The 21,537-nt window shown below is 59.5% G+C and carries 22 protein-coding genes and 1 pseudogene; 15 read left to right on the top strand and 8 right to left on the bottom strand.

What is annotated here, in order from left to right; all coding sequences use genetic code 11:
- Window positions 1-39: 39 nt before the first annotated feature.
- The 7 genes from AAIS01_RS03825 to AAIS01_RS03795 all read left to right on the top strand — a co-directional run bounded on the left by AAIS01_RS03825 (window position 40) and on the right by AAIS01_RS03795 (window position 5,175).
- A complete protein-coding gene (locus AAIS01_RS03825; RefSeq protein WP_092399029.1) occupies window positions 40-576 on the top strand; it encodes a chemotaxis protein CheW in 537 nt (178 codons plus the stop codon).
- Window positions 573-1,409, top strand: coding sequence for a CheR family methyltransferase (locus AAIS01_RS03820; RefSeq protein ID WP_092399031.1), 837 nt, complete (start codon window positions 573-575; stop codon window positions 1,407-1,409). The genes AAIS01_RS03825 and AAIS01_RS03820 overlap by 4 nt, the downstream gene beginning before the upstream one ends.
- Complete coding sequence (gene cheD, locus AAIS01_RS03815) at window positions 1,406-1,903, top strand: chemoreceptor glutamine deamidase CheD (RefSeq protein WP_343467869.1); 498 nt, start codon at window positions 1,406-1,408, stop codon at window positions 1,901-1,903. The genes AAIS01_RS03820 and cheD overlap by 4 nt, the downstream gene beginning before the upstream one ends.
- Window positions 1,904-1,905: 2 nt before the next feature.
- Window positions 1,906-2,979 carry a protein-glutamate methylesterase/protein-glutamine glutaminase gene (locus AAIS01_RS03810; protein ID WP_343467868.1) on the top strand — a complete coding sequence of 358 codons (1,074 nt, stop codon included), beginning with the start codon at window positions 1,906-1,908 and terminating at the stop codon, window positions 2,977-2,979.
- Window positions 2,980-3,911: 932 nt separating this feature from the next.
- Entirely contained in the window at window positions 3,912-4,184 is a 273-nt protein-coding gene (locus tag AAIS01_RS03805; RefSeq protein ID WP_214918737.1) for a hypothetical protein, read from the top strand.
- Between the two features lie 165 nt (window positions 4,185-4,349).
- Complete coding sequence (locus AAIS01_RS03800; RefSeq protein WP_343468024.1) at window positions 4,350-4,664, top strand: type II toxin-antitoxin system RelE/ParE family toxin; 315 nt, start codon at window positions 4,350-4,352, stop codon at window positions 4,662-4,664.
- Window position 4,665: 1 nt separating this feature from the next.
- Entirely contained in the window at window positions 4,666-5,175 is a 510-nt protein-coding gene (locus tag AAIS01_RS03795; RefSeq protein WP_343467867.1) for an addiction module antidote protein, read from the top strand.
- 76 nt (window positions 5,176-5,251) lie between these two features.
- Here the strand turns inward: AAIS01_RS03795 and AAIS01_RS03790 are convergent, their stop codons facing one another.
- A complete protein-coding gene (locus AAIS01_RS03790) occupies window positions 5,252-5,557 on the bottom strand; it encodes an NIPSNAP family protein (protein ID WP_092399047.1) in 306 nt (101 codons plus the stop codon).
- A 182-nt stretch (window positions 5,558-5,739) separates the two neighbouring features.
- On the opposite strand from AAIS01_RS03790, the gene AAIS01_RS03785 reads away from it, so the two are divergent.
- Window positions 5,740-6,462 (top strand): phytanoyl-CoA dioxygenase family protein, encoded by a 723-nt coding sequence (locus AAIS01_RS03785; RefSeq protein WP_343467865.1) that lies wholly within the window; start codon window positions 5,740-5,742, stop codon window positions 6,460-6,462.
- Here the strand turns inward: AAIS01_RS03785 and AAIS01_RS03780 are convergent.
- Complete coding sequence (locus AAIS01_RS03780; RefSeq protein WP_343467864.1) at window positions 6,449-7,024, bottom strand: TetR/AcrR family transcriptional regulator; 576 nt, start codon at window positions 7,022-7,024, stop codon at window positions 6,449-6,451. The two genes, AAIS01_RS03785 and AAIS01_RS03780, sit on opposite strands and share 14 nt — an antisense overlap.
- A 261-nt stretch (window positions 7,025-7,285) precedes the next feature.
- Here AAIS01_RS03780 and AAIS01_RS03775 point away from each other — a divergent pair, with 261 nt between their 5' ends.
- Together AAIS01_RS03775 and AAIS01_RS03770 are read left to right on the top strand one after the other, a co-directional pair.
- Window positions 7,286-8,074, top strand: a complete 789-nt coding sequence (locus AAIS01_RS03775) for an SDR family NAD(P)-dependent oxidoreductase (protein ID WP_343467862.1) — start codon at window positions 7,286-7,288, stop codon at window positions 8,072-8,074.
- A 59-nt stretch (window positions 8,075-8,133) separates the two neighbouring features.
- Entirely contained in the window at window positions 8,134-9,132 is a 999-nt protein-coding gene (locus AAIS01_RS03770; RefSeq protein WP_343467860.1) for an NADP-dependent oxidoreductase, read from the top strand.
- 41 nt (window positions 9,133-9,173) lie between these two features.
- On the opposite strand, the gene AAIS01_RS03765 is transcribed toward AAIS01_RS03770, so the two are convergent.
- Both AAIS01_RS03765 and AAIS01_RS03760 read right to left on the bottom strand, forming a co-directional pair.
- A complete protein-coding gene (locus AAIS01_RS03765; RefSeq protein ID WP_343467859.1) occupies window positions 9,174-10,052 on the bottom strand; it encodes a serine hydrolase domain-containing protein in 879 nt (292 codons plus the stop codon).
- A 95-nt stretch (window positions 10,053-10,147) separates the two neighbouring features.
- Entirely contained in the window at window positions 10,148-12,001 is a 1,854-nt protein-coding gene (locus tag AAIS01_RS03760) for an ABC transporter ATP-binding protein (RefSeq protein WP_343467858.1), read from the bottom strand.
- Window positions 12,002-12,079: 78 nt separating this feature from the next.
- Between AAIS01_RS03760 and AAIS01_RS03755 the strand changes: the two are divergent.
- A pseudogene (locus AAIS01_RS03755) lies at window positions 12,080-12,223 on the top strand (phytanoyl-CoA dioxygenase family protein); the annotation flags it as partial.
- A 7-nt stretch (window positions 12,224-12,230) separates the two neighbouring features.
- Here the strand turns inward: AAIS01_RS03755 and AAIS01_RS03750 are convergent.
- The gene (locus tag AAIS01_RS03750) at window positions 12,231-12,938 is read right to left on the bottom strand and encodes a substrate-binding periplasmic protein (protein ID WP_431191899.1); all 708 of its coding nucleotides are present in this window, start codon (window positions 12,936-12,938) and stop codon (window positions 12,231-12,233) included.
- A 383-nt stretch (window positions 12,939-13,321) separates the two neighbouring features.
- Between AAIS01_RS03750 and AAIS01_RS03745 the strand changes: the two genes are divergently transcribed.
- Window positions 13,322-14,275 carry an alpha/beta fold hydrolase gene (locus AAIS01_RS03745; RefSeq protein ID WP_343467856.1) on the top strand — a complete coding sequence of 318 codons (954 nt, stop codon included), beginning with the start codon at window positions 13,322-13,324 and terminating at the stop codon, window positions 14,273-14,275.
- Between the two features lie 207 nt (window positions 14,276-14,482).
- Complete coding sequence (locus AAIS01_RS03740; RefSeq protein WP_343467855.1) at window positions 14,483-16,663, top strand: ATP-binding protein; 2,181 nt, start codon at window positions 14,483-14,485, stop codon at window positions 16,661-16,663.
- A gap of 10 nt (window positions 16,664-16,673) precedes the next feature.
- Here the strand turns inward: AAIS01_RS03740 and AAIS01_RS03735 are convergent, their stop codons facing one another.
- From AAIS01_RS03735 to gabT, 3 genes are all read right to left on the bottom strand, one after another.
- Window positions 16,674-17,162, bottom strand: coding sequence for an Lrp/AsnC family transcriptional regulator (locus AAIS01_RS03735; protein WP_076385388.1), 489 nt, complete (start codon window positions 17,160-17,162; stop codon window positions 16,674-16,676).
- A gap of 44 nt (window positions 17,163-17,206) precedes the next feature.
- Complete coding sequence (locus tag AAIS01_RS03730) at window positions 17,207-17,863, bottom strand: HAD family hydrolase (RefSeq protein ID WP_343467854.1); 657 nt, start codon at window positions 17,861-17,863, stop codon at window positions 17,207-17,209.
- 89 nt (window positions 17,864-17,952) lie between these two features.
- On the bottom strand, window positions 17,953-19,245 hold the full coding sequence (gene gabT / locus AAIS01_RS03725; RefSeq protein WP_343467853.1) for a 4-aminobutyrate--2-oxoglutarate transaminase: 1,293 nt from the start codon (window positions 19,243-19,245) through the stop codon (window positions 17,953-17,955).
- A gap of 287 nt (window positions 19,246-19,532) precedes the next feature.
- Here gabT and AAIS01_RS03720 point away from each other — a divergent pair, with 287 nt between their 5' ends.
- Window positions 19,533-20,459, top strand: coding sequence for a 2-hydroxyacid dehydrogenase (locus tag AAIS01_RS03720; RefSeq protein ID WP_343467852.1), 927 nt, complete (start codon window positions 19,533-19,535; stop codon window positions 20,457-20,459).
- Between the two features lie 215 nt (window positions 20,460-20,674).
- Window positions 20,675-21,532, top strand: a complete 858-nt coding sequence (locus AAIS01_RS03715) for a GNAT family N-acetyltransferase (RefSeq protein ID WP_343467851.1) — start codon at window positions 20,675-20,677, stop codon at window positions 21,530-21,532.
- The last annotated feature ends 5 nt before the right edge of the window (window positions 21,533-21,537 follow it).

Genomic DNA, 21,537 nt, shown 5'->3' with positions numbered 1-21,537 from the left:
CGGTGCGTTTCCACAGGCTCGCTTAAAGGAGAAAAAGGCATGGGTGCCATCGCGACCACACGCCAAGCCGCCATCGCGGTTGAAGAAGACGCGCAATACCTGACGTTTATGCTCGGCACGGAGATGTTTGCCATCGGCATCCTGTGCATCAAGGAAATCATCGAATACGGCAACCTGACGGTGGTGCCGATGATGCCGGCTTTTGTGCGCGGGGTGATCAACCTGCGCGGCGCGGTCGTGCCGGTGGTGGACCTGTCGGCCCGATTCGGCCGACAGAACTCGGCAATCACCCGGCGTTCGTGCGTGGTGATCATCGAGGCCAGCACCGAGGATGGTCACGCTCAGGACATCGGCCTGCTGGTGGACACCGTGTCGGCGGTGCTGGAGATCCCGGCTTCGCAGATCGAACCGCCACCGAGTTTCGGGGCGAAGATTCGCGCCGACTTCATCAGTGGCATGGCCAAGGTCGACGGCAAGTTCGTGATCGTACTGGAGGTGGATCGGGTGCTGTCCATTGATGAAATGTCGCAGTTGGCCCAGGCCAGTCCAACCGCCCTGGAAGTTGAAACGCAATGAACACAGATACCTGCACGGAACGCACTGTGAACTCACTGACGCTCAATGATCGGGAGTTCAGTCAGTTTCAGTCCTGGCTGTACCAGGCCGCGGGCATCAACCTGTCCCCGGCCAAGAAGGCCCTGGTGGCCGGGCGTTTGTTCAAGCGTCTCAAACACTATGAGCTGGGCAGCTACGGGGAATATTTCAAGCTGATCATGAACGGCCAGCGCACCGAGGAATTGCAGGTGGCGCTGGACCTGCTCACCACCAACGAAACCTACTTTTTCCGTGAGCCCAAGCACTTTGATTTCCTGCGCCAGCATGTGTTGCCTCATGCGACGCCGGGCAAGACCTTTCGCCTGTGGAGCGCGGCCAGTTCATCAGGGGAAGAACCCTACAGCCTGGCCATGACCCTGGCCGAAGACCTGGGCACCACCCCTTGGGAAATCATTGGCTCGGACATCAGCTGCCAGGTGCTGGCCAAGGCCCGCTCCGGGCATTACCCGATGGAGCGCGCCCGTAACCTGCCCCAATCGCTGCTGGTGAAATACTGCCTCAAGGGCACCGGCCGCCAGCAAGGAACCTTCCTCATTGATCGGACGTTGCGCAGCCGGGTCAACTTCATCCAGGTCAACCTCAACGACACCCTGCCGGAACTGGGGGAGTTCGACGTGATTTTCCTGCGCAACGTCATGATCTATTTCGACCAACCCACCAAAAGCAAAGTGGTCGCCAGGTTGCTCCCGCGGCTCAAGTCCGGCGGGTATTTCATCGTAAGCCACTCCGAGAGCCTCAACGGTGTATCCGATGCGTTGAAACTGGTGGCACCTTCGATTTATCGCAAGCCATGAGCGCCGCGCTGAAGCAAATGCCCGAGGTGTATCTGGCGCCCGGCGAGTTTCGTTTCGCCACCAGCCCGACTCGCCTGCGCACCATTCTCGGCTCTTGTGTGGCCGTTACCCTCTGGCACCCCGAACGCAAGATCGGCGGCATGTGCCATTACATGTTGCCCAGCCGGGCGCGCTGCTCCACGGCACTGAACGGCCTGTACGCCGACGAAGCCATCGAACTGTTCGTGCGCCAGGCCAAAGCCCATTGCACCGAACCCGAGGACTACCAGCTCAAGCTGTTCGGCGGTGGCGAAATGTTCCCGGAGCTGCAACGCCAAGTGCCGTTCGGCGATGTGGCGCGCATGAACGTCAACGCAGCGCTGGAAATGGCCGCCCTCTACCGCCTGGACCTGATCGCCCAGGACATGGGCAGCACCGGTTACCGAAGCATCATCTTTGACCTGGGCAGCGGCGACGTGTGGGTCAGGCATCAACCGATAAGGACCCGGCATTAACCATGTCAAAAAAGATAAATGTACTGCTGGTGGACGACTCTGCGGTGGTTCGCCAGGTGTTGCTGGCGATCCTCAGCGACACGCCGGACATTCATGTGATGGGCGCAGCGTCCGATCCGATTTTCGCCATGGACAAACTGGCCAAAGAGTGGCCCGACGTGATCGTGCTGGACGTGGAAATGCCGCGCATGGACGGCATCACGTTTCTAAAGAAAATCATGAGCCAGCGGCCCACGCCGGTGGTGATCTGCTCGTCCCTGACGCCCAGAGGCGCCGAAACCACCTTGCAGGCCATGGCCGCTGGCGCGGTGGAAATCATCACCAAGCCGACCACCGGCCTGAAAAATTTCCTGCTGGAATCGGCTCCGGAGCTGATCTCGGCCATCCGCGCCGCCGCCCAGGTCAACGTCAAAAACCTGGGCAAGCGCCCTGCCCCGGTACCACTGACGCCCGCCACCAAACTCACCGCCGACGCCATGCTGCCGGCCGCCAACGGCCATGCCATGGCCCAGACCACCGAGCGCATCGTGGCGCTCGGCACCTCCACTGGCGGCACCCAGGCCCTGGAAGCGGTGCTGACCGCTCTGCCACGGGTGTGCCCGGGCATCGTCATCGTCCAGCACATGCCGGAAAAATTCACCGCTTCGTTTGCCGCAAGGCTCAACAGCCTGTGCCAGATCGAAGTGCGCGAAGCGCGCAACAACGACCGCATCCACCCGGGCCTGGCCCTGATCGCCCCCGGCGGCAAACACATGATGGTGACCCGCAGCGGCGCGTTCTATCACGTACAAGTGGTGGACGGCCCCCTGGTCAACCGCCATCGCCCATCGGTGGACGTGCTGTTTCGCTCAGTGGCCAAATTCGCCGGCCGCAATGCCACCGGCATCATCATGACCGGCATGGGCGACGACGGCGCCCGCGGCCTGAAAGAGATGCTCGACGCCGGCAGCAGCACCGTGGCCCAGGACGAAGCCAGCTGCGTGGTTTTCGGCATGCCCAAGGAAGCGATCAAACTCAACGCCGCACAGCGGGTGATGGGGTTGCAGGAGATTGCGCAGGTGATTTTGCATCGGTAGGCCTGATGTGCCACAACCCCGTGGCGAGGGAGCTTGCTCCCGCTGGGCTCTGTAGGAGCTGGCGAAGCCTGCGATCTTTTGATCTTTCGATTGGGACTCAAGTGTCTGGGGAAAGATCGCAGCCTCGTTGCACTCGACAGCTCCTACGGCTCCAGCGGGAGCAAGCTCCCTCGCCACAAAAGCCCACTCGCGTCTACACCGGAGAAATCGTTGCCAGCACGCCAATCAAAAGCGTCAACGCCAGGAACCCACCCAAAAAAATCGCCATCTTCGCCATGAGCACACCTGATAGAAAAGTTTGCAGTACATGGCCCGTGTGAGGCGAGCCGCGTGTTTATTCTGGGGCGGGAATGGCGTTCATTACAGAGGCACCTGACGCCGAAAAATACGGATCAGACGAAAGCGTCCCCGGCCAGCACAGGACTCGCTCAATGCACCAACCTGGGCCTGGCCGCAGGAACGACGCAAGCCGGTAAGACTCAATGAGGTAAATCGCTGGCATAACGCAACCTGTGGCGAGGGAGCTTGCTCCCGCTGGGCTGCGAAGCAGACCTGAAGCTAGCCCCTCAGTCTGTCGATGGTTTTGAATCAACCGGGCTGACCATGTCAGATCCCTCCGGCAAAAAACGATCGCAACTCCTACGAGGCTTTCGGAACCCATCACCTTCCCCGCCCAATCCGACAAAACCTATAGTGATGCCCATCGCTCAATGGCGATCAGGTTTGGCGACCTGAGGATCGAGTGCGAAAGTACTGCGTTTTTTGCGAAGGCTTTGGCACACTTGCACGGCTGCCCGTTACGGCAGTTGTGCGTGGGAGGCCTTCGGGTCTGCCGGTTTTCGATCCCGGTTCGCCAACCTGCGTACAACTGCCACCCAATTGTTTGGGGACGATTGAGTGGTTAAAAACCTCATCAGATCGGAGTTTTAAACATGGAAAGATACATCCCCATCACCGGCATCGACTGCACCCCCGCTGCCCTCCTCATTGACACTCAAGCCCCGCTGGACGTCCTGCACGCAACCGCTGATTACCGCATCCGTGTGGTGACTCAAGTATTGGAAAACATCGCGTTCCGCTCCGAGATTGCCAGTGACACAGTGGTGCTTTCGGACTTCGCACAGCTTTTGGTGATTCCGTTGCGCGATGGGTGTGATTTGCTGGAGGTGATTGGTCGGCGGCTTCAGGCGCAGGTGGAAAGCTGATGGAACGACGGGCGCTTAAAAACGCCCGTTTTCGCATAACCGGATCATGCGAGTGGCTACTGCCAGCCAGGGCGACACGATCAGCTCCATGACCGATGAAAGGCACCTCGACCTGCACTCAACCTCGCATCCATCAGGAGTAGCCATATGGCTACAAATGGGACTATGATCGATAAGAAAATATACGAGATCCACCAGACGCCCGATTTTGAGGATTGGCTTGACAGTGTGAAGGATACGCAAGGGAAAGCGGCCATCCTGGCCCGTCTGGATCGCGCCGGAGATGGCAACTTTGGTGATTGCGAACCGGTTGGCGATGGGGTCAGCGAAATGCGTGTTTTTATTGGGCCGGGGTACAGAATTTATTTTGTGCGCACGGGGATCTCAGAGTACTTGATACTCAGCGGAAGCGATAAAACAGATCAAAAACGAGGTATTAGGAGAGCCAAAATGATCCTTGATACCCTGAGAGGTAAATGACATGAACGATAAATTTAACCCTGAGGATATGCCGGTTCTTAGTCTCAACACTACCGGTAGAACTCGTTATGAGGCTTCGCGTTTTCTCGACACCCCGGAAGCTATAGCAGCTTACTTGGCAGAAAGTATGAAAGCCGATGATACGGAGAGCCTTATTCATGCTTTGGCCGAAGTCGCAAAAGCTAAAGGTGTCAATAAAGTCGCCAAAGATGCCGGGGTTAATCGTGAAAGTCTTTATAAGGTACTGAAATCTGGTGCAAAAACGCGGTTTGAAACTATCAGGAAACTGATGACCGCGATCGGTGTAGAGCTCACCGTACAACCGATTACAACACAAGCGATGGCCTCCAAAGCTACTGCTCCAAGGGCTGGCAAACCACCAATAGCTGCGGCTAAACCTACCGTGAAATCCGCTGCGAAAAAACCAACCGTAGCAGCGGTTGAACCAAGCGCAAAACCTGCTGCGAGAAAATCAGCCGCGGCCAAGCCTGCCGTACCGGAACACACCTAAACGTGCCCAGTACTGGCAATACAAGAAAATAAAGCCGCCTCTTTGGCGCGCCCGAGCGCGGCCGAAAACAGTCATTTCAATCAAGAATGGGACGAAGGAAACTGCGCTCGTAGCTCAGGATAATTTTTTGCTCGGTAGCCTGCGTCACCAATTGAACGCACTCAGGATCTACTCCGGCCTCCCTACGGTACTGCTCATAATCTGCCAGGCTGGAAAAGCTGAATAGACAATAAGCGATATTGTTGGCGCCTTCGGCTGGTAGAAAGTAGCCATGGTGGCTCCCTCCCATACGGTTCACCACACGAATCCAATGGCGAGAATAGCTTTCGAAAGCCGGGATCTGGTAGGGATCGATTACATACCTGACATGGCAAGTGATCACTGGATCATTCCTTTGAAAATGGGGGAATCGTTATTCTACACATGCCAGAAGCTGAGTCGTCGATAGCGGCTTTGGGTCGAAAGCCGTCCTTTGGGATCGACCGCTTCTGGCCGTGTCGGGTGGTCCAACTTTGCTTTGAATACTAGCCTTGCAAACGTGTGCACAAGGAAGTCGAGAAAACCATGACTGACCGCGTTCAACTCCATCGAGATGGTTACGCTCTGCTCCGTCAAGCGATCCCAACCGAATGGCTAGAAGACCTACGTGTCGTGTTCGATACAGGTGTGACGCCGTCGGACCAGTGGCCCGTGCCGCGAGGCATGGACTGGCGTCATTCGCTGTTGGACGATGATGCGAAGGTTCAGGCTGTGTGTCGTCTGCCCCGGGTGCTGGCGGTCGCGGGGGAGTTGATCGGGGAGCGATTCTTTCTGTCGCAGGTGGAGGGGCGCGAACCGCTTGTCGGTGGCGGCCATCAACCGCTGCACCGCGACTTGTCGGCCCAACGGCCAGGCGACATTGCCATGGCCCTGGCTTTTTTCGACAATTATGGCGCCGAGAACGGCGCGACGCGTATCGTGCCTGGCAGCCATCGAACCGCGCTGGGGGAACCGCCATTCGACTTCAACGATGAATCACGCTCCGTACAGCTTTCAGGTTGCGCTGGTGACATCCTGGTGTTCGATGTGGACTTGGTGCATGCGGGCAGTCTGAACTCGGTGGGCTCGCACCGTCGTTCGATTTTGATCAGTTATTTTTCGGAGCAGTTATACGCTTCACACTTCGAAACCGTGGGCCTGCGTAATATTCGTATGGACACCAGTGAGCGGTTCGAGCCTTTGGATTTTGACTTCGGGAAAGCGGGCATTCGCGCCTGTCGTCCAACGACAAAATCTACGATCGACTAGACAAAGATGCACTCATTTGCGCGTGGCACACCGCCAGAATCTCATCGGCCAGCGCCGAGTCGTCAGGACAGGCGCGCGATAGCATGATCGCGCCGACGGCGCGCGCCAGCAGGTCGATCATTTTCACCCTCGCCTCACCCGGCGCCGCATCCGGCCCGGTCGGGTATTTTTCGCCGAGTGTTTGCAACATGCGCTCGATGCCTTCAGCGAATGCCGCCTTCAAATCGTCCGACTGACGTGCCGCGTCACCGCACAACGCTGCCATGGTGCAACCCGTGGCGCGCCCGTCGCGATGGTCCCGTGACACATACACATCAATGAAGTCCTTCACGCTCAATGCGTCGACGCTGGCCAGTGACTGCTCAAGACTCTTCGCCGAGGCTTCGGCCATCAGGTCAGCCTTCGAACCGAAATGTTTGTAGAAACCGCCATGGGTGAAACCGGCGGCGGCCATCAGGTCGGCCACGCCGACCCCGTCAAAACCGCGCTCGCGAAATACCACTGAGGCTGTTTCGACGATGTGCTCCCGATTTGCCTGGGCCTGGGCCTTGGTCACTCGCATGTTTCGATACCTCGTTACCGCTGGAAATTCATCGACTGATCATACATTGATGTTGATCATAATCAAAACCGTTGACAGCTTAGATTTCGATCATCATCATAATCTCCAACGACCTGACCAGTTACCAACGGACACGGAACAACCCCATGAGCGACCTGAATCTGTTTACCGCCTATACCTTGGCCCAGGCACTGGCTGATCGAGCCTGATTTTTTCTCGTGCATCAATCCCAATCCATGTTCCTGATAAAGAGCTGACATCATGACGACTCGCCCTACCGTTCTCATCACTGGCGCTTCCACCGGCATTGGCGCGGTTTACGCCAAGCGTTTCGCTCAACGCGGACACGATCTGGTGTTGGTCGCCCGCGATCACTTGCGCCTGGAAACGCTCGCCGCGAAGTTGCGTGGCGAGCACAACGTCGCCGTTGAAGTGCTTCAGGCCGACCTGACTCAACTCAGCGACCTGCACACCCTAGAAGCCCGCCTGCGGGACGATGCGCGCATCGGCATCCTCGTCAACAATGCCGGCGCGGCACAGTCCGGCGCCTTCATCGAGCAAAGCACCGACAGCGTTGCACAACTGGTGGCCCTCAACATCACCGCGCTGGTGCGGCTCGCCAGCGCCATCGCGCCACGCCTGGTCAAGGCAGGTGAAGGCGCGATCATCAACATCGGCTCGGTGGTGGGTCTGGCGCCTGAGTTCGGCATGACGGTCTACGGTGCGACCAAGGCGTTCGTGCTGTTCCTGTCCCAAGGCCTGAGCCTGGAACTGTCGCCTCAGGGTGTCTATGTACAAGCCGTACTGCCCGCGGCCACCCGCACGGAGATTTGGGATCGCGCCGGTATCGACATCAACACCTTGAGCGAAATCATGGAAGTGGATGATCTGGTCGATGCCGCCCTGGTGGGCTTCGACCGTCGCGAACCGGTGACCATTCCACCGCTGCATGAGGGCGAGCGTTGGGATGCCCTGCAGACCGCGCGTCAGGGTCTTTTGTCGCAGATCAGGCAGTCCGCCGTGGCGCAGCGCTATCTGACGCAAGGCTGATCCCTGTCGACAGGTCGGCCTCGCCCCACTCTCATTCCACCGACAAGAGCAGCCGCAACATGAAGGCATTTTTTATCGACCGCTACGGCAAGCAAAACGGAATGATTGGCGAAGTGCCCGACCCCGCGGTCGGTGTGCATGACGTTCTGGTCCAGGTGCATGCAACGAGCGTGAACCCGCTGGACTCGAAGATCAGAACGGGGGAATTCAAACTGATCCTGCCCTATACCTTTCCATTGGTGTTGGGCAATGACCTGACTGGAGTGGTCGTGCGCGCGGGATCGGCGGTGAAGCGGTTCAAGCCAGGAGACGAAGTCTATGCTCGTCCTCCAGAGGCACGGATCGGGACGTTTGCCGAACTGATCGCCGTGAACGAAAACGCGCTCGCGCTCAAACCCTCGAATCTCGACATGGCCGAAGCGGCCGCCATCCCCTTGGCGGGGTTGACGGCCTGGCAGGCGCTGGTTGAGACCGCCCAGCTGAAAAAAGGCCAGAAGGTGTTGATTCATGCCGGATCCGGTGGCGTCGGTACGCTTGCCATCCAACTCGCCAAACACCTCGGCGCCTTCGTTGCGACCACCACCAGCACGGCGAATGTCGAATGGGTGAAAGCACTCGGGGCGGATGTGGTCATCGATTACAAACAGCAGGATTTTGCAAAGGAGTTGCGCGATTTCGACGTGGTGTTGAACAGCCTCGGCGCCGATGTACTGGAGAAATCGATCAAGGTGCTCAAGCCTGGCGGACAGCTCATTTCCCTTTCGGGGCCGCCGACCGCGCAATTTGCCCAAGAGCAAGGCCTGTCCTGGGGGCTGCGGCAAATCATGCGTCTGCTGAGCAGCGGTATTCGCAGAAAAGCCCGCAGACATGGGGTGAGCTATGCCTTTTTGTTCATGCGTGCCAACGGGGTACAACTGCAGAAAATCACCTCGCTTATCGAGGCTGGCGTCATCAAACCGGTCATCGATCGCTCCTTCCCTTTTGCATCAACCGCAGAGGCGTTGCGGTACGTCGAGCAGGGCAGATCAAAAGGCAAAGTCACCATAACAATCAAATAGGCGCACGACAAAGAGGTCAGTAGATGGCTTGCGGCCGCCCCCTACCGCAAAACTTGCAGCATCTGTCCAACAACAAAAGTTTCGACCGCACCTTCACTGCCCCCCCTCTCAAAAGCGGCGCAACATACCGATGCGTCGCCGTCGCAGATTCGGTAAACAGCAATGACACTGCCAGGCCCACCGCCTGTGTGTCCGCAGAGGGAATATCCGCCGTCAATCGAGCCCTGCATCACACCCAGGCCATAGCCCGGGGTGAGCCATGGGCGTCCGGGAATCGGGCCGCCCAATGCTCGTGTTGCCTGCATTTCCTGGAGCAAATCCTTGGAGAGAAGGTCCCCGCAAAGGAGTCGATCCAGCAATAGCGCTGCTTGCGAAATCGGGCCGATCAGCAAGCCATGATAGACCCAGGCGGGGTCATAATTTGAGGTGTTTCCCGGATGGGTCGCCTGTAAGTCCGCTCGCGTTTTAGCAAAGCGAACGTTCGCCAGGCCCAGAGGGGTTAGTGCGCGTTGACTCACTGCTTCATCGAGTGTCAGCTCAGTGAGCTGTTCAATGAGCCGGCCGATGAGCAAGTAGCCCACATTCGAGTAGCGCCAAGCGGTGCCGGGGGTGTATCGAAGCCGAGCACCGTCAAGGCGTTGCATCATTTCATCTGCCGACCAGGCAGGCTCACTGTTCACGACGGCGGCGTGATACTCCGCAAGCTCGCCATAATCAGCGAGACCTGCCTCATGCCGCAGCAGCTGACGTAGCGTGAAAGGCTGATCCGCAATGGGATCGTCCAATCCAATCAGTCGGTCACGCACCAACGATAGAGCCGTCGCCGCCAGGACTGTTTTCGTAAAACTCCACCAGGGGACCATCCGTTCCGATCGGTCGGGCGTTGGTGGCTGACCATTTGAGATGAGTGAACTGAGCATTGGCTACCCTGAAGTGTTGGACGGATCGACAGCTGGACAAGATATCGCCATGGCCGGATCGACAAGTGACCGCTCCACAGCGTCCCCCCTCATGCCTACTCCACCGCCTCTGCCACGCCCTGATCCTCCCCCAGAAATCCGCCACTCTGGTGATGCCATAGCCGCGCATAGGTCCCATTCTTCCCGAGCAGTTCGGCGTGGGTGCCTTGTTCGATGATGCGTCCGTCATCCATCACGATGAGCCTGTCCATCGCGGCAATCGTAGACAGCCGATGGGCAATGGCGATCACGGTCTTGCCCTTCATCATTTTATCGAGGCTTTCCTGGATGGCGACTTCGACCTCTGAGTCCAGCGCGCTGGTGGCTTCGTCCAGTAGCAGGATCGGGGCATTTTTGAGCATCACTCGGGCAATGGCGATGCGTTGACGCTGGCCACCCGAAAGCTTGATACCCCGCTCGCCCACCAGCGTGTCGTAGCCGCTATGGCCTTGCTTGTCGCTCAGTTGACTGATGAACCCATCGGCTTGGGCACTGGCGGCCGCGCTACGGATTTGCGCGTCGGTCGCATCGGGACGACCATAGGCGATGTTGTCGCGAATGGAGCGGTGCAGCAGCGAAGTGTCCTGAGTGACCATGCCGATGGCGCTGCGCAGACTGTCCTGGGTGACGTGCGCGATGTTCTGCCCGTCGATGCGAATCTCACCCTCGTCCACGTCGTAAAAACGCAGCAGCAGGTTGATCAGCGTGGATTTCCCGGCGCCGGAGCGGCCCACCAGCCCGATCTTTTCGCCCGGGCGAATGCTCAGGCTCAGGCCATCGAGCACTTGGCGTTCGCCGTTGTAATTGAAGCTCACCTTGTCGAAGGTCACCGCACCGCCAGTGGTGACCAGCGCGCCAGCGTGCGGCGCATCCTGCACTTTGGGGCCGCGGGTCAAGGTCGCCATGCCATCCTGTACGGTGCCGATGCTCTCGAACAGCGAAGTCATTTGCCACATGATCCAGTGCGACATGCCATTGATGCGCAACGCCATGGCGATAATCGCCGCCACCGCACCTGGGCCGACTTCGCCTTGGTGCCATAGCCACAGGGCATAACCGCCTGCCCCCATGATCAACCCGACCACCAATGCCTGATTGACGATCTCGAACTGGCTGACCAGGCGCATCTGGCGAAAGCCGGTTTGCTTGAAATCCTCCATGGCCGCGCGCGCGAAGTGTGCTTCACGTTTGGTGTGGGAGAACAGCTTCACCGTGGTGATGTTGGTGTAGGCATCTGAGATGCGCCCGGTCATGGACGAGCGCGCATTGGCCTGTTCCTGCCCGACTTTCTCAAGGCGGGGCACGAAGTAGCGCATGGCAAGCCCGAACAACACCACCCAGGCGATGAAAGGCAGCATCAGCTTGAGGTCAAAGCCGCCGGCCAGCGCGATGATCGCGATGAAGTACACCCCGATCCCGGGAGCGACCTCAATGAGGGTGAATAACACTTCGCGCACGGACAGCGCGGTCTGCATCACCTTGGTGGTGACCCGGCCGGAAAACTCATCGGAGAAGAACGAAAGGCTTTGTCGCAGCATCAGCCGATGAAAATCCCAGCGCAACCGCAACGGCAGGTTGATCGCCAATATTTGGTGCTGCACCATCGTGCGCAACGCGACCAGCCCGATGCTGGTCACCAGCACCGCGCCGATGCCCCACAGCACCCGGCTCTCCTGCCTGGCCGCATCGCCGCCGGCTTGCCAAACCGAGAGCAAGTCTACGACCTGCCCGAGAAAGGAAAACAGCCAGGCTTCGTAAATCGACACAGCGGCACTGAGCAGCGCGAGGGCGAGGATGTAACCGCGGGCGCCCCGCGTGCAGGCCCACAGGAACCGCGCCAGACCGTCAGGTGGTGGGGGGACCTCGTCGGGCGGAAAAGGGTCGAGCCGTTGTTCAAAAGCACGAAGCATGGTGATCTCCAAAACGATCCAGTGGAGAGATTCTGGCATTTAAAGGTGGCTTTGAGGGGTTTGGACGTTGAGCAAACCATAATTGAGCGCCAGCAACTCCCTCGAGACGGCTATGCCCTGCTCCGCCGCGCGATCCCGGCCGAGTGGCTGGAGGACCTGCGTGTCGTGTTCGATGCAGGTGTAAGGCCATCAGACCAATGGCCGGTGCCGTGGGGCAACGATCGTGCTTTCACTGCCCAACACCCCTCTCATACCGCCGCTGAATCCGCTCCACCTCGCCAGAGCGGCGCAACTGCTCCAAAGCCTTGGCCCACGCAGCCACCACCTCATCTTCAGAGTCAGGGCTAAAGGCGATGTACAGCGACGAGCGATAGAGCTCAATGGGAATTTTGCGCAGCGTGCCCGGCGCGATGTTCAACTGGCGGCTGTAGTAAGCCACCCCGGCATCGGTGTCGCCGACGATGATGCCGGTGCGCCCGGCGAGCAGCATGCGGTAGAGCAACTTACTCCCGGTTGCACTTTTGTCCACGTTATTGAAACCCAGCGACTGCAGCATCTGGGGCACCAGGCCGGCATGACGGGTGGTGATCTGCGGGGCATGCAGCAGTTGTTCCAGGGAGTTCACCGGCGGCGCACTGGCCAGTTGATACGCGTAAATGGACTCTTCCACGATCGGCCCGACCCACTTGTACAACGGCTCGCGCTCCGCCGTGCGAAACAGGGAGAACATGATGGTCTTGCTGCGGGTCCTCAATACCTGGGTGGCGCGCATGCTGGGCTGCAGATGCACCTCAAAGTCATCCCCGGTCAGCGCCATGATGGCCCGCACGATCTCCGTGGTCATGCCGGTGAGCTGATTGTTCTCCTGGTAATTGTAGGGTGCCCACTCTTCGGTAACGATCTGGTACTCTCCGGCCTTGACCCCTGTGCCGAGCATTAGACAAAGCAGCGCCGCAGCCGGAGTCGAAAGTCTCACGTATTCTCCTGATAGGCCGTTCGGTGTTCACGGTTGGCCTGGTGGAAAGTGACAAGATAAGCATAGACGCAAACCCGCATCTGACGGCTGGTGCGGTCCAACACTCCTGCCGATGGCAACCTCGGGCCCCTGATTTTTCTGAGGCCACTCCCTTCTTTCGGCTGAACGCCACAATGGTTTAGCCGCACGAGCCGGGACGAAGGGATTCACGTATCTGTTATTCCCATAGTTGCTATCGATACCATCGCCGTTCTCGTTGTCGACCTCTCTCTCTAATCTGCCCACCAACGCGATCGATGACGATCGCAGCAGATCACAATCCGCCCCTTATGGAGAGAGAACCGATGAACACACTCAATCGCACCCTGGCCATCGCGACACTGGCACTGACCACCCTCAGCGCCGAGGCTGCATCGCCCGCCCAGGCCGGCGCTAGCGCGTCCGCCGTCGGCAGCGTGATCCAGTCCGCCAGCTACATCACTACTCGGGACGGCGTGCAGCTGTACTACAAGGATTGGGGCCCCCGCGATGGCCAGGTGGTCACCTTCAGCCACGGCTGGCCGCTGAACGCCGACAGTTGGGAAGCGCAGATGATGTTTCTTGCCTCCAAAGGCTACCGCGTGGTTGCCCACGACCGTCGCGGTCATGGCCGCTCCAGCCAGCCGTGGGAAGGCAACGACATGGATCACTACGCCGACGATCTGGCGGCGGTGATTGAAGCGTTGGACCTCAAAGAGGTGACGTTGGTGGGGTTCTCCACCGGTGGCGGCGAAGTGGCTCGCTATATCGGTCGCCATGGAACCGGCCGGGTGAAAAAGGCTGTGCTGGTTTCCTCCGTCCCACCGCTGATGCTCAAGACCCCGACCAACCCCGGCGGCTTGCCCATCGAGGTGTTCGACGGGCTGCGCAAGGCATCCCTGGAGAACCGCTCGCAGCTTTACCTGGACATCGCTTCCGGCCCCTTCTTCGGCTTCAACCGCGAGGGTGCCAAGCCGTCCCGAGGGCTGATCCAGTCGTTCTGGGTCCAGGGCATGCAGGCGGGCAGCAAGAACACCTATGAGTCGATCGCGGCCTTCTCGGCGACCGACTTCCGTGGCGACTTGAAGAAGTTCGACGTGCCGACGCTGGTGATCCATGGCGATGACGACCAGATCGTGCCTATCGATGCTTCAGGCAGAGCCTCGGCGGCGCTGATCAAGGGCGCGCGCCTGATCGTCTATCCCGGCGCGCCGCATGGCCTGACCGATACACACAAGGACCGGCTGAATCAGGACCTGCTGACGTTCCTTCAGGAATAGAACCGGGACACATGCACTGCCCGCGCCCCCCGTTGTTCAGGGCGCGTCACAGAGACTGCATCCGCCTTGCAAAGCCCTTCTCAGGAAGGGCTTTTGCGTTATACACCTGTCACGTCAACGCTCTGTGGCCGGCACGCTCATCAATTCATGTGAACCTAGCCGTCCTCCCACCCTCGGATATTCAAGACGTACTCAGGGTGACCCCACATGGCAATCGAAGACACTTTATTACGTCAACGCAAGGTACTTGCCGAGTTCGGCGAGCTGGCCCTGGTTTCAGACGACCTGGAGCACATTCTGGATGAGGCGTGTCGCCTGGTGGGTGAGGCCCTGGAAACCCATCTGGCGAAATTCATGTTGCTGGAAGACGACGGTATCACTTTCCTCGTGCGTAACGGTGTGGGGTGGGCACCCGGCGTGGTGGGGAAAGTGCGGGTGCAGGCCCTGGCAGGAACCCCGGAACGCTATTCCCTGGACACCGGCAACGCCGTCATTTCCACGGATGCCTCAACAGAAACACGCTTTCACTATCACGATTTCCAGAAGCGCAACGGCGTTCAGGCGTTCGTCAATGTACTGGTATACGGAGCCAGCGAAACACGGCCATTCGGAATATTCGAAGTCGACAGTCGCAGCCCCAGGCCGTTTAGCCAGAGCGATATCGACTTTCTGCGCGGTTACAGCAACCTCCTCGGTGCCGCATTGAGGCGCTCGCAAACCATGCAAGCCATGCGCCTGAGCGAAGAAAAGTTGCGTGAAAGCGAAAGGCACTACCGAATTGCGGCGCAGCTCAATCCGCTCTGGCCCTGGACAGCCGACAGCCATGGCGCGCTGACCTCCCTGGATCCACGCTGGTATGAATACACCGCAAGGTCGCCGGCGCAGACACTGGGACGCCAGTGGTTGAACGCAGTGCATCCCGATGACCGACTATCATTTGCCAAGCTATGGAAACAGTCGCTGGCCAGTTTGCAACCCTTCGACGCGCAGATCCAGTTGCGCAAGTCCACGGGGGAATATCGATGGTTCAGAATCCGTGCATTTTGCAGCCTGGACCCTGAAGGCCGCTGCGAACAGTGGTATGGCACCGTCGAAGACATTCACGAGCGGGTGCAACTGGAGGCGGCGCTGAGGGACTGGAACGAGCTGCTCGAAGAACGCATCGCTGTCCGAACAAGGCAGCTTGAAGCCGAACAACAGGAGCGCGCGCTGGCCGAGTCCAAACTGCGCCAAAGCCAGAAAATGGAAGCTGTCGGCCAACTGACCGGGGGCATCGCCCACGACTTCAACAACCTTCTGACGGGCATCACCGGCAGCCTGGAGTTGATGCAACGACACATCGACAATCAACGTTATGACGAGCTGTCCCGGTACAACTCGGTCGCCCTGACTTCGGCAACCCGTGCAGCCGCCTTGACCCAGCGCCTGCTGGCATTTTCCCGGCAGCAATCGCTGCAACCGGAAGTGCTCGAACCTCGGGAGGTGGTGGCCGGCCTCGAAGAAATCATCCGGCGTTCCGTGGGGCCGAGCATTCATGTCGAATGTTCTTTCAGGGGGCACGACCCGATCAAATGCGACCCGAATGGGCTGGAGAACGCGCTGCTCAACCTGGCGATCAACGCTCGGGATGCGATGCCCGGTGGCGGGACCTTGAAGCTGGACGTACAACGCTGCGCTATCGACGCGCAATCTTGCAGCGAAAAAATGCTGCCCGCCGGAGCATACGTGGCGATATCGGTGGCGGATTCAGGCACCGGGATCAGCGCCGACATCCTGCCGCGCGTGTTCGATCCGTTTTTCACCACCAAGCGCATTGGCGAAGGGTCCGGTCTGGGCCTGTCGATGATTTACGGGTTTGCCCAGCAATCCGGCGGGCAGGTGAAGATTCAGAGCGGCGTCGGCGTGGGAACGACCGTGACGATGTATTTCCCGGTGGTCAGCCAGTCCCCCGCGCGGCCGGAGGACGCCGAGCCACACGAGGCTGCGCGACTGCAACCAGGCGGCAACGAAACAATTCTGCTGGTCGACGACGAAGCGGCTATTCGCCAGACGGTTTCAGAGTTCCTGAGCGAAACCGGCTATCGCGTCATCGAGGCCCTGGACAGCACCTCTGCCCTGAAACAGGCCGAGAAAATGGCGCATCTCGACCTGTTGCTCACAGACATCGGCCTACCCGGAACCATGAACGGTGTCGCTCTGGCGGATGCAATGAAGAGCCGATATCCCTCGCTCAAAGTGATGTTCATCACTGGGTTCGCCGAAGGCAAAAGCCTGGTTTCGGTCGATGCAACGACCCGCATCCTGACCAAGCCTTTCAGCTTGACCGAGCTGGGGCAGCAGGTGGCTTCGCTGATTCACGCCAGTGATGACAGCGCTGAATCAGGGTAAAACGTTTCAATCAATGCCGCAGCAGCTTGCGCAACGGAATCTCGTCCTTGCGCACAGGCGACTTGATGACGATGTAGCTGAAGTACTTGGAGATGCCGATGTTCTTGTCCAGCAGGCTTTCCATCACATCCTGGTAATCCTGGATGCTGCGGGTCATGAAGCGCACGAGATAGTCGTAGCCGCCGCTGATCAGGTGACATTCGAGCACTTCATCCACCAGGCGGATGTTGGATTCGAATTTGGCGAAGTCTTCGCGCTTATGGTCGCTCAAGGTGATTTCGGTGAAGACCGTCACCGAGTCGGTAATCTTGGCCAGGTTCAAGTGGGCCTTGTAGCTGGAGATGTAACCCAACGATTCCAGCCGTTTGACCCGTTGCAGGCATGGGCTGGCGGAAAGCCCCACGGCATCGGCCAGGCTGACGTTGGTCATGCGGCCGTCTTTTTGAAGCTCTACCAGAATGCTGATGTCGATCCGGTCCAGTTTCGCTACACCTTCCATCGCCTACCTCTGCCTGCCATTTGTAAGACAATCTTCTAACAAAATCAGCACCGTAAAGACAGCTGATGCTGAGCCACCAGATCGGCCATGCTGTTGATGCAATGCTGGCCTGCGCATGGCTTGGGTGGGTTGTCGGGGTTGCGACAAATCAGGCAAACCGCCCCGACCTTGGCTGGGCGGGCGCCCGGACGGGTCACCTGAAGAATAGCCTGCGCATCGAGGTCGTTGGCCTTGAGCCAAGCGGGATCGTGCAAGGGGTCACTGGCCAGTGAAATAAAATCTTCCGGCTCGATGCCCAGGCGCTCGCACAACGCGCCCCGGTCTTCTGCATCGCGGTCGCCCAGCACCAACAGCCGATAGAACTTGCGCAGGTAGAGCATCGCCCCCGGCGCATCCTCGAACAGCGTCCAGGCGGCGGCCGAGCGGGCGAAGCTCATGCCCTCCTCCCAACTGACCTTGAGTTTCCAGCGTTCGGCCAGTTGGCGGTGGGCGAAACACAGTAAACCGCTGAAGCCCAGCTCGCCAAAACGTGGATACAGCGCTTGCAGCACCTCGTCAAACTCGGCCAGCACCTGGGTTTTTTCTGGCGATTCACCGTGGTTTTCCAGCAGCGGCTGCAGCGCCGTCCAGATGGCGGAGTCCCGATCCACCAGCACCTCGTCGCAGTCGATCAACAATGCCCGATACTCAGTCAACCTCATGGGTAAAACCTCCGCTGATGTCCCATCGATCCACGCTCCTTTGATTTGCATGGGCGCTTGCCCTGGCAAACGCCATGAACACCAGGCCTTCAGCCCATGACCCGTGCCAGCGCAGCATCGAGAATCTGCAAGGCTTCATCGACCTGCGCCTCGCTGGTCACCAGAGGGGCAAGGAAGCGCAATACGTTGCGGTACACCCCGCACTTGATGACCAGCAATCCACCGGCCCGGGCTTCGTCGATCAAGCGCTGGTTGAGGTCGGCATCCGGGGTACGTGCAACGTCATCCTTGATCAGTTCGATCGCCAGCATGAAGCCGCTGCCACGCACGTCGCCAATGCGCGGGTAACGGGCTTGCAGGCGCAACAACCCCTGACGCAGCCGCTCGCCCAGGGCCTCGCCACGGGCCAACAGGTGTTCCTGCTCGTAGGCGTCGATCACCGCCAGCGCCGCCGCGCACGACAGCGCGTTACCGCCATAGGTGCCGCCCAGTCCACCGGGCAGTGGCGCATCCATGATTTCAGCCTTGCCGACCACACCCGACAGCGGCAAACCGCCGGCGAGGCTTTTGGCGACCGTGACCAGGTCTGGCTGGATGCCGGCATGCTGGAAGCCGAACCATTTACCGGTGCGACCAAACCCGGTCTGGATCTCATCGAGAATCAGCACAATGCCATGTTTTTCCGTCAGCGCGCGCAGGCCCTGAAGGAACTCGACGGGGGCCGAGAGGAAACCGCCGTCGCCTTGCACCGGTTCGATGATGATCGCCGCGACCCGCTCAGGCGCCACTTGAGTGGCCAACAGTTCGTCCAGCGCCTGGAGCGCCATTTCGCTGCTGACACCCCGGTAGGCATTCGGATAAGGCGTGTGAAACACCTCCGGTGCGAACGGCCCGAAATTCTGTTTATAAGGCTGGCTCATGCCGGTGAGCGTGGTGCCTAGCAACGTGCGGCCATGAAAACCGCCGCGAAAGGCGATCACCGCCGAGCGCTGGGTGTAGGCTCGGGCGATCTTCACCGAGTTTTCTACCGCTTCGGCGCCTGAGGTGAAGAACGCCGCTTTATAGGCGTGCTCACCCCCGATCATTTCGCACAGGCGCTTGGCCAGGTCCAGATAAGGTTGGTAGGCCACGACCTGGAAACAGGCATGAGTCACTTTCTGCAGTTGGGCTTGCACCGCCGCGACCACCTTGGGGTGATTGTGGCCGATATTCAGGACCCCGATGCCGCCGACGAAGTCCAGGTAGCGCTTGCCGTCCACGTCCCACAGTTCCGAACCCTGAGCCCGATCAATCACCAGTGGATGTGCGGTGACCAGGCCTCGCGGCACATACTGGTCACGCTGACGGAGCAGACTGGGGGTTTCTTCGACTTTACTGTTCATGGCATTTCCCATCGTGAGCCTCACAACCAGGAAGCGGCTGCGGTGTGTCCACAGGTTAAGCGTTCGACACGATTGTCTAAGCCGAACTTGCTCGTTGAGAAATTCGGATCGACTGTTTACACCCCGGCAAACAGCAGAATCCTCCAAGGGCCTCATGCCCCATGGAATCTGCCGACTTGTACGCCATACAACGCAGCCTGATGTTCCCAGGCGGGCCCTTTCGACAGATCCTGCTTTGCCATTAAGGCATGCTTGTGACTTCCTTATTTCATGCGAGAAACGACCTCATGGCCCTGCTCTACAAAGCCGACCCGGTGCGCGGTGAACAATGGAAGCGCCTGTTCGCCGAACACGCGCCGGATATCGAATGGCGTGCCTGGCCGGACATCGGCGATCCGCGGGATATTCGCTACCTGGCGGCCTGGCAGGCACCGGACGAGATCGAGCACGTATTGCCGAATCTGGAGGTTCTCTTCGCCTTGTCGGCTGGCGTCGATCAACTGGATCTGGGCCGCTTGCCGCCAACGCTGCCGGTGGTGCGCTTGCTCGACCCGGGCATCAGCCAGGGTATGTGTGAATACGCCACTTTCGCCGTGCTCAGCTTGCACCGCGACATGTTGCGCTATCGCCAGCAACAGGCCGAGCGGTGCTGGCAAGCACACCGGTTGGTGCCTGCGCAGCAGCGCCGGGTCGGGGTCATGGGCCTGGGGTTGCAGGCCCGTCACATACTCAACACCTTGAAGCCCTTTGGTTTCGCCTTGTCAGGCTGGGCGCGCAGCGAACATCACATTGATGGAGTGCAGTGCTTTGCCGGAACCGGGCAACTGCCGGCCTTCCTCAGCCAATGCGACATTGTGCTGTGTGTCCTGCCGCTGACCGAGCAGACCAAGGGCATTCTCAACCGCCAGCTGTTCCAGCATCTGCCCCACGGCGCGGCCCTGGTCAACATGGGCCGCGGTGGGCATCTGGTAGAAGCGCATTTGCTTGAAGCCCTTGCCAGCGGCCAGCTGAGCGCGGCGGTGCTCGACGTGCTGGAACAGGAACCGGCCGCGCCGGATCATCCGTTCTGGAACCATCGGCAAATAATGCTGACGCCCCATATCGCAGCGATGACTCAACCCGAGAGTGCGTTCGGCATGTTGTTGGACAATATTCGCCGCCATCAACGCGGCGAATCGATGCGGGGTCTGGTGGACCGTGAGCGAAGCTACTGACCCGTGCATGGCAAGGTGCGTCGCGCAAAAAAACCTCCGGTATTTACTGCCGGCCCGGCCGCTGATTTGAGCAAGAAATGTGGCCGCAAGCGTTGTTGCAGAAGGAACCTGCCGAATCGTTTGGCGCCCCTTGTCAGGCTTGCTTGCAGGTGAGATACAAACATTATCCGCGGATAAATCCGACTGATTCCCCCCTCTCTCAATGGTGATCTGCCATGTCCCATTCGAAACGCCCTGACTACGTCTATCGTGCCATGACCGCTGCCGATGTTCCCTCGGCACACACCTTATCCGTGCAACTGAAATGGCCCCATCGCCTGGAGGACTGGGCGATGCTGCAGCGCGTGGCCCAAGGTTTTGTCGTTGAGGATCAGGGCCGCCTGATCGGCACTGCATTCACCTGCGCCCAGGGAAGTTACGCCACCATCGGCCTGGTGATCGTCGATCACGAATACCAGGGCCAGGGGATCGGTCGCAAACTGATGGAGCTGGCCATTGAAGCGTGCGGATCGCGCACCGCCATCCTCAATGCAACACTGGCAGGTGCCCCGCTGTATGCCAGTCAAGGATTCGTGGACTTTGGGCATATCCAGCAACATCAGGGCCTGGCTTTACCGCCTGTACCGCAGGGGTTGGCCAACAACGAACGCTGCCGCGCGCTGACCGAAGCCGATCATGCCGAAATGATCACACTGGCCAATGCCGGAAGTGGCCTGGACCGTGGGGTCGTGCTCACCGATCTGTTCGATGTCGTTGAGCAGGCAGTGGGTATTGAGCGGGACGGTCAGTTGTGCGCTTTCGCCCTGCTGCGCCCCTTCGGTCGTGGCCGTTGCATCGGTCCGGTCATCGCGCAGAACCCTGAACAGGCCCGGCACCTGATCGCCCTGTTGCTGGCACGGGTGCCGGATGCATTCGTTCGGATCGACATTCCCTCCGACACCGGGCTGGGCCCCTGGCTCGAAGACGCGGGCCTCAAGCAAGTCGACACCGTCGCCCAAATGGCTCGCGGCACGCCACCGCAAGCGAGCGGCGCGGTGCGGCAGTTTGTGCTGGTGACCCAGGCCGTTGGCTGACAAAT

Origin of the sequence: Pseudomonas halotolerans, assembly GCF_039581215.1 — a bacterium.
GTDB classification, from domain to species: Bacteria; Pseudomonadota; Gammaproteobacteria; order Pseudomonadales; family Pseudomonadaceae; genus Aquipseudomonas; species Aquipseudomonas tehranensis.
Note: the sequence above shows the minus strand (reverse complement) of the source record. Positions and strands in the feature narration are given on the sequence as shown.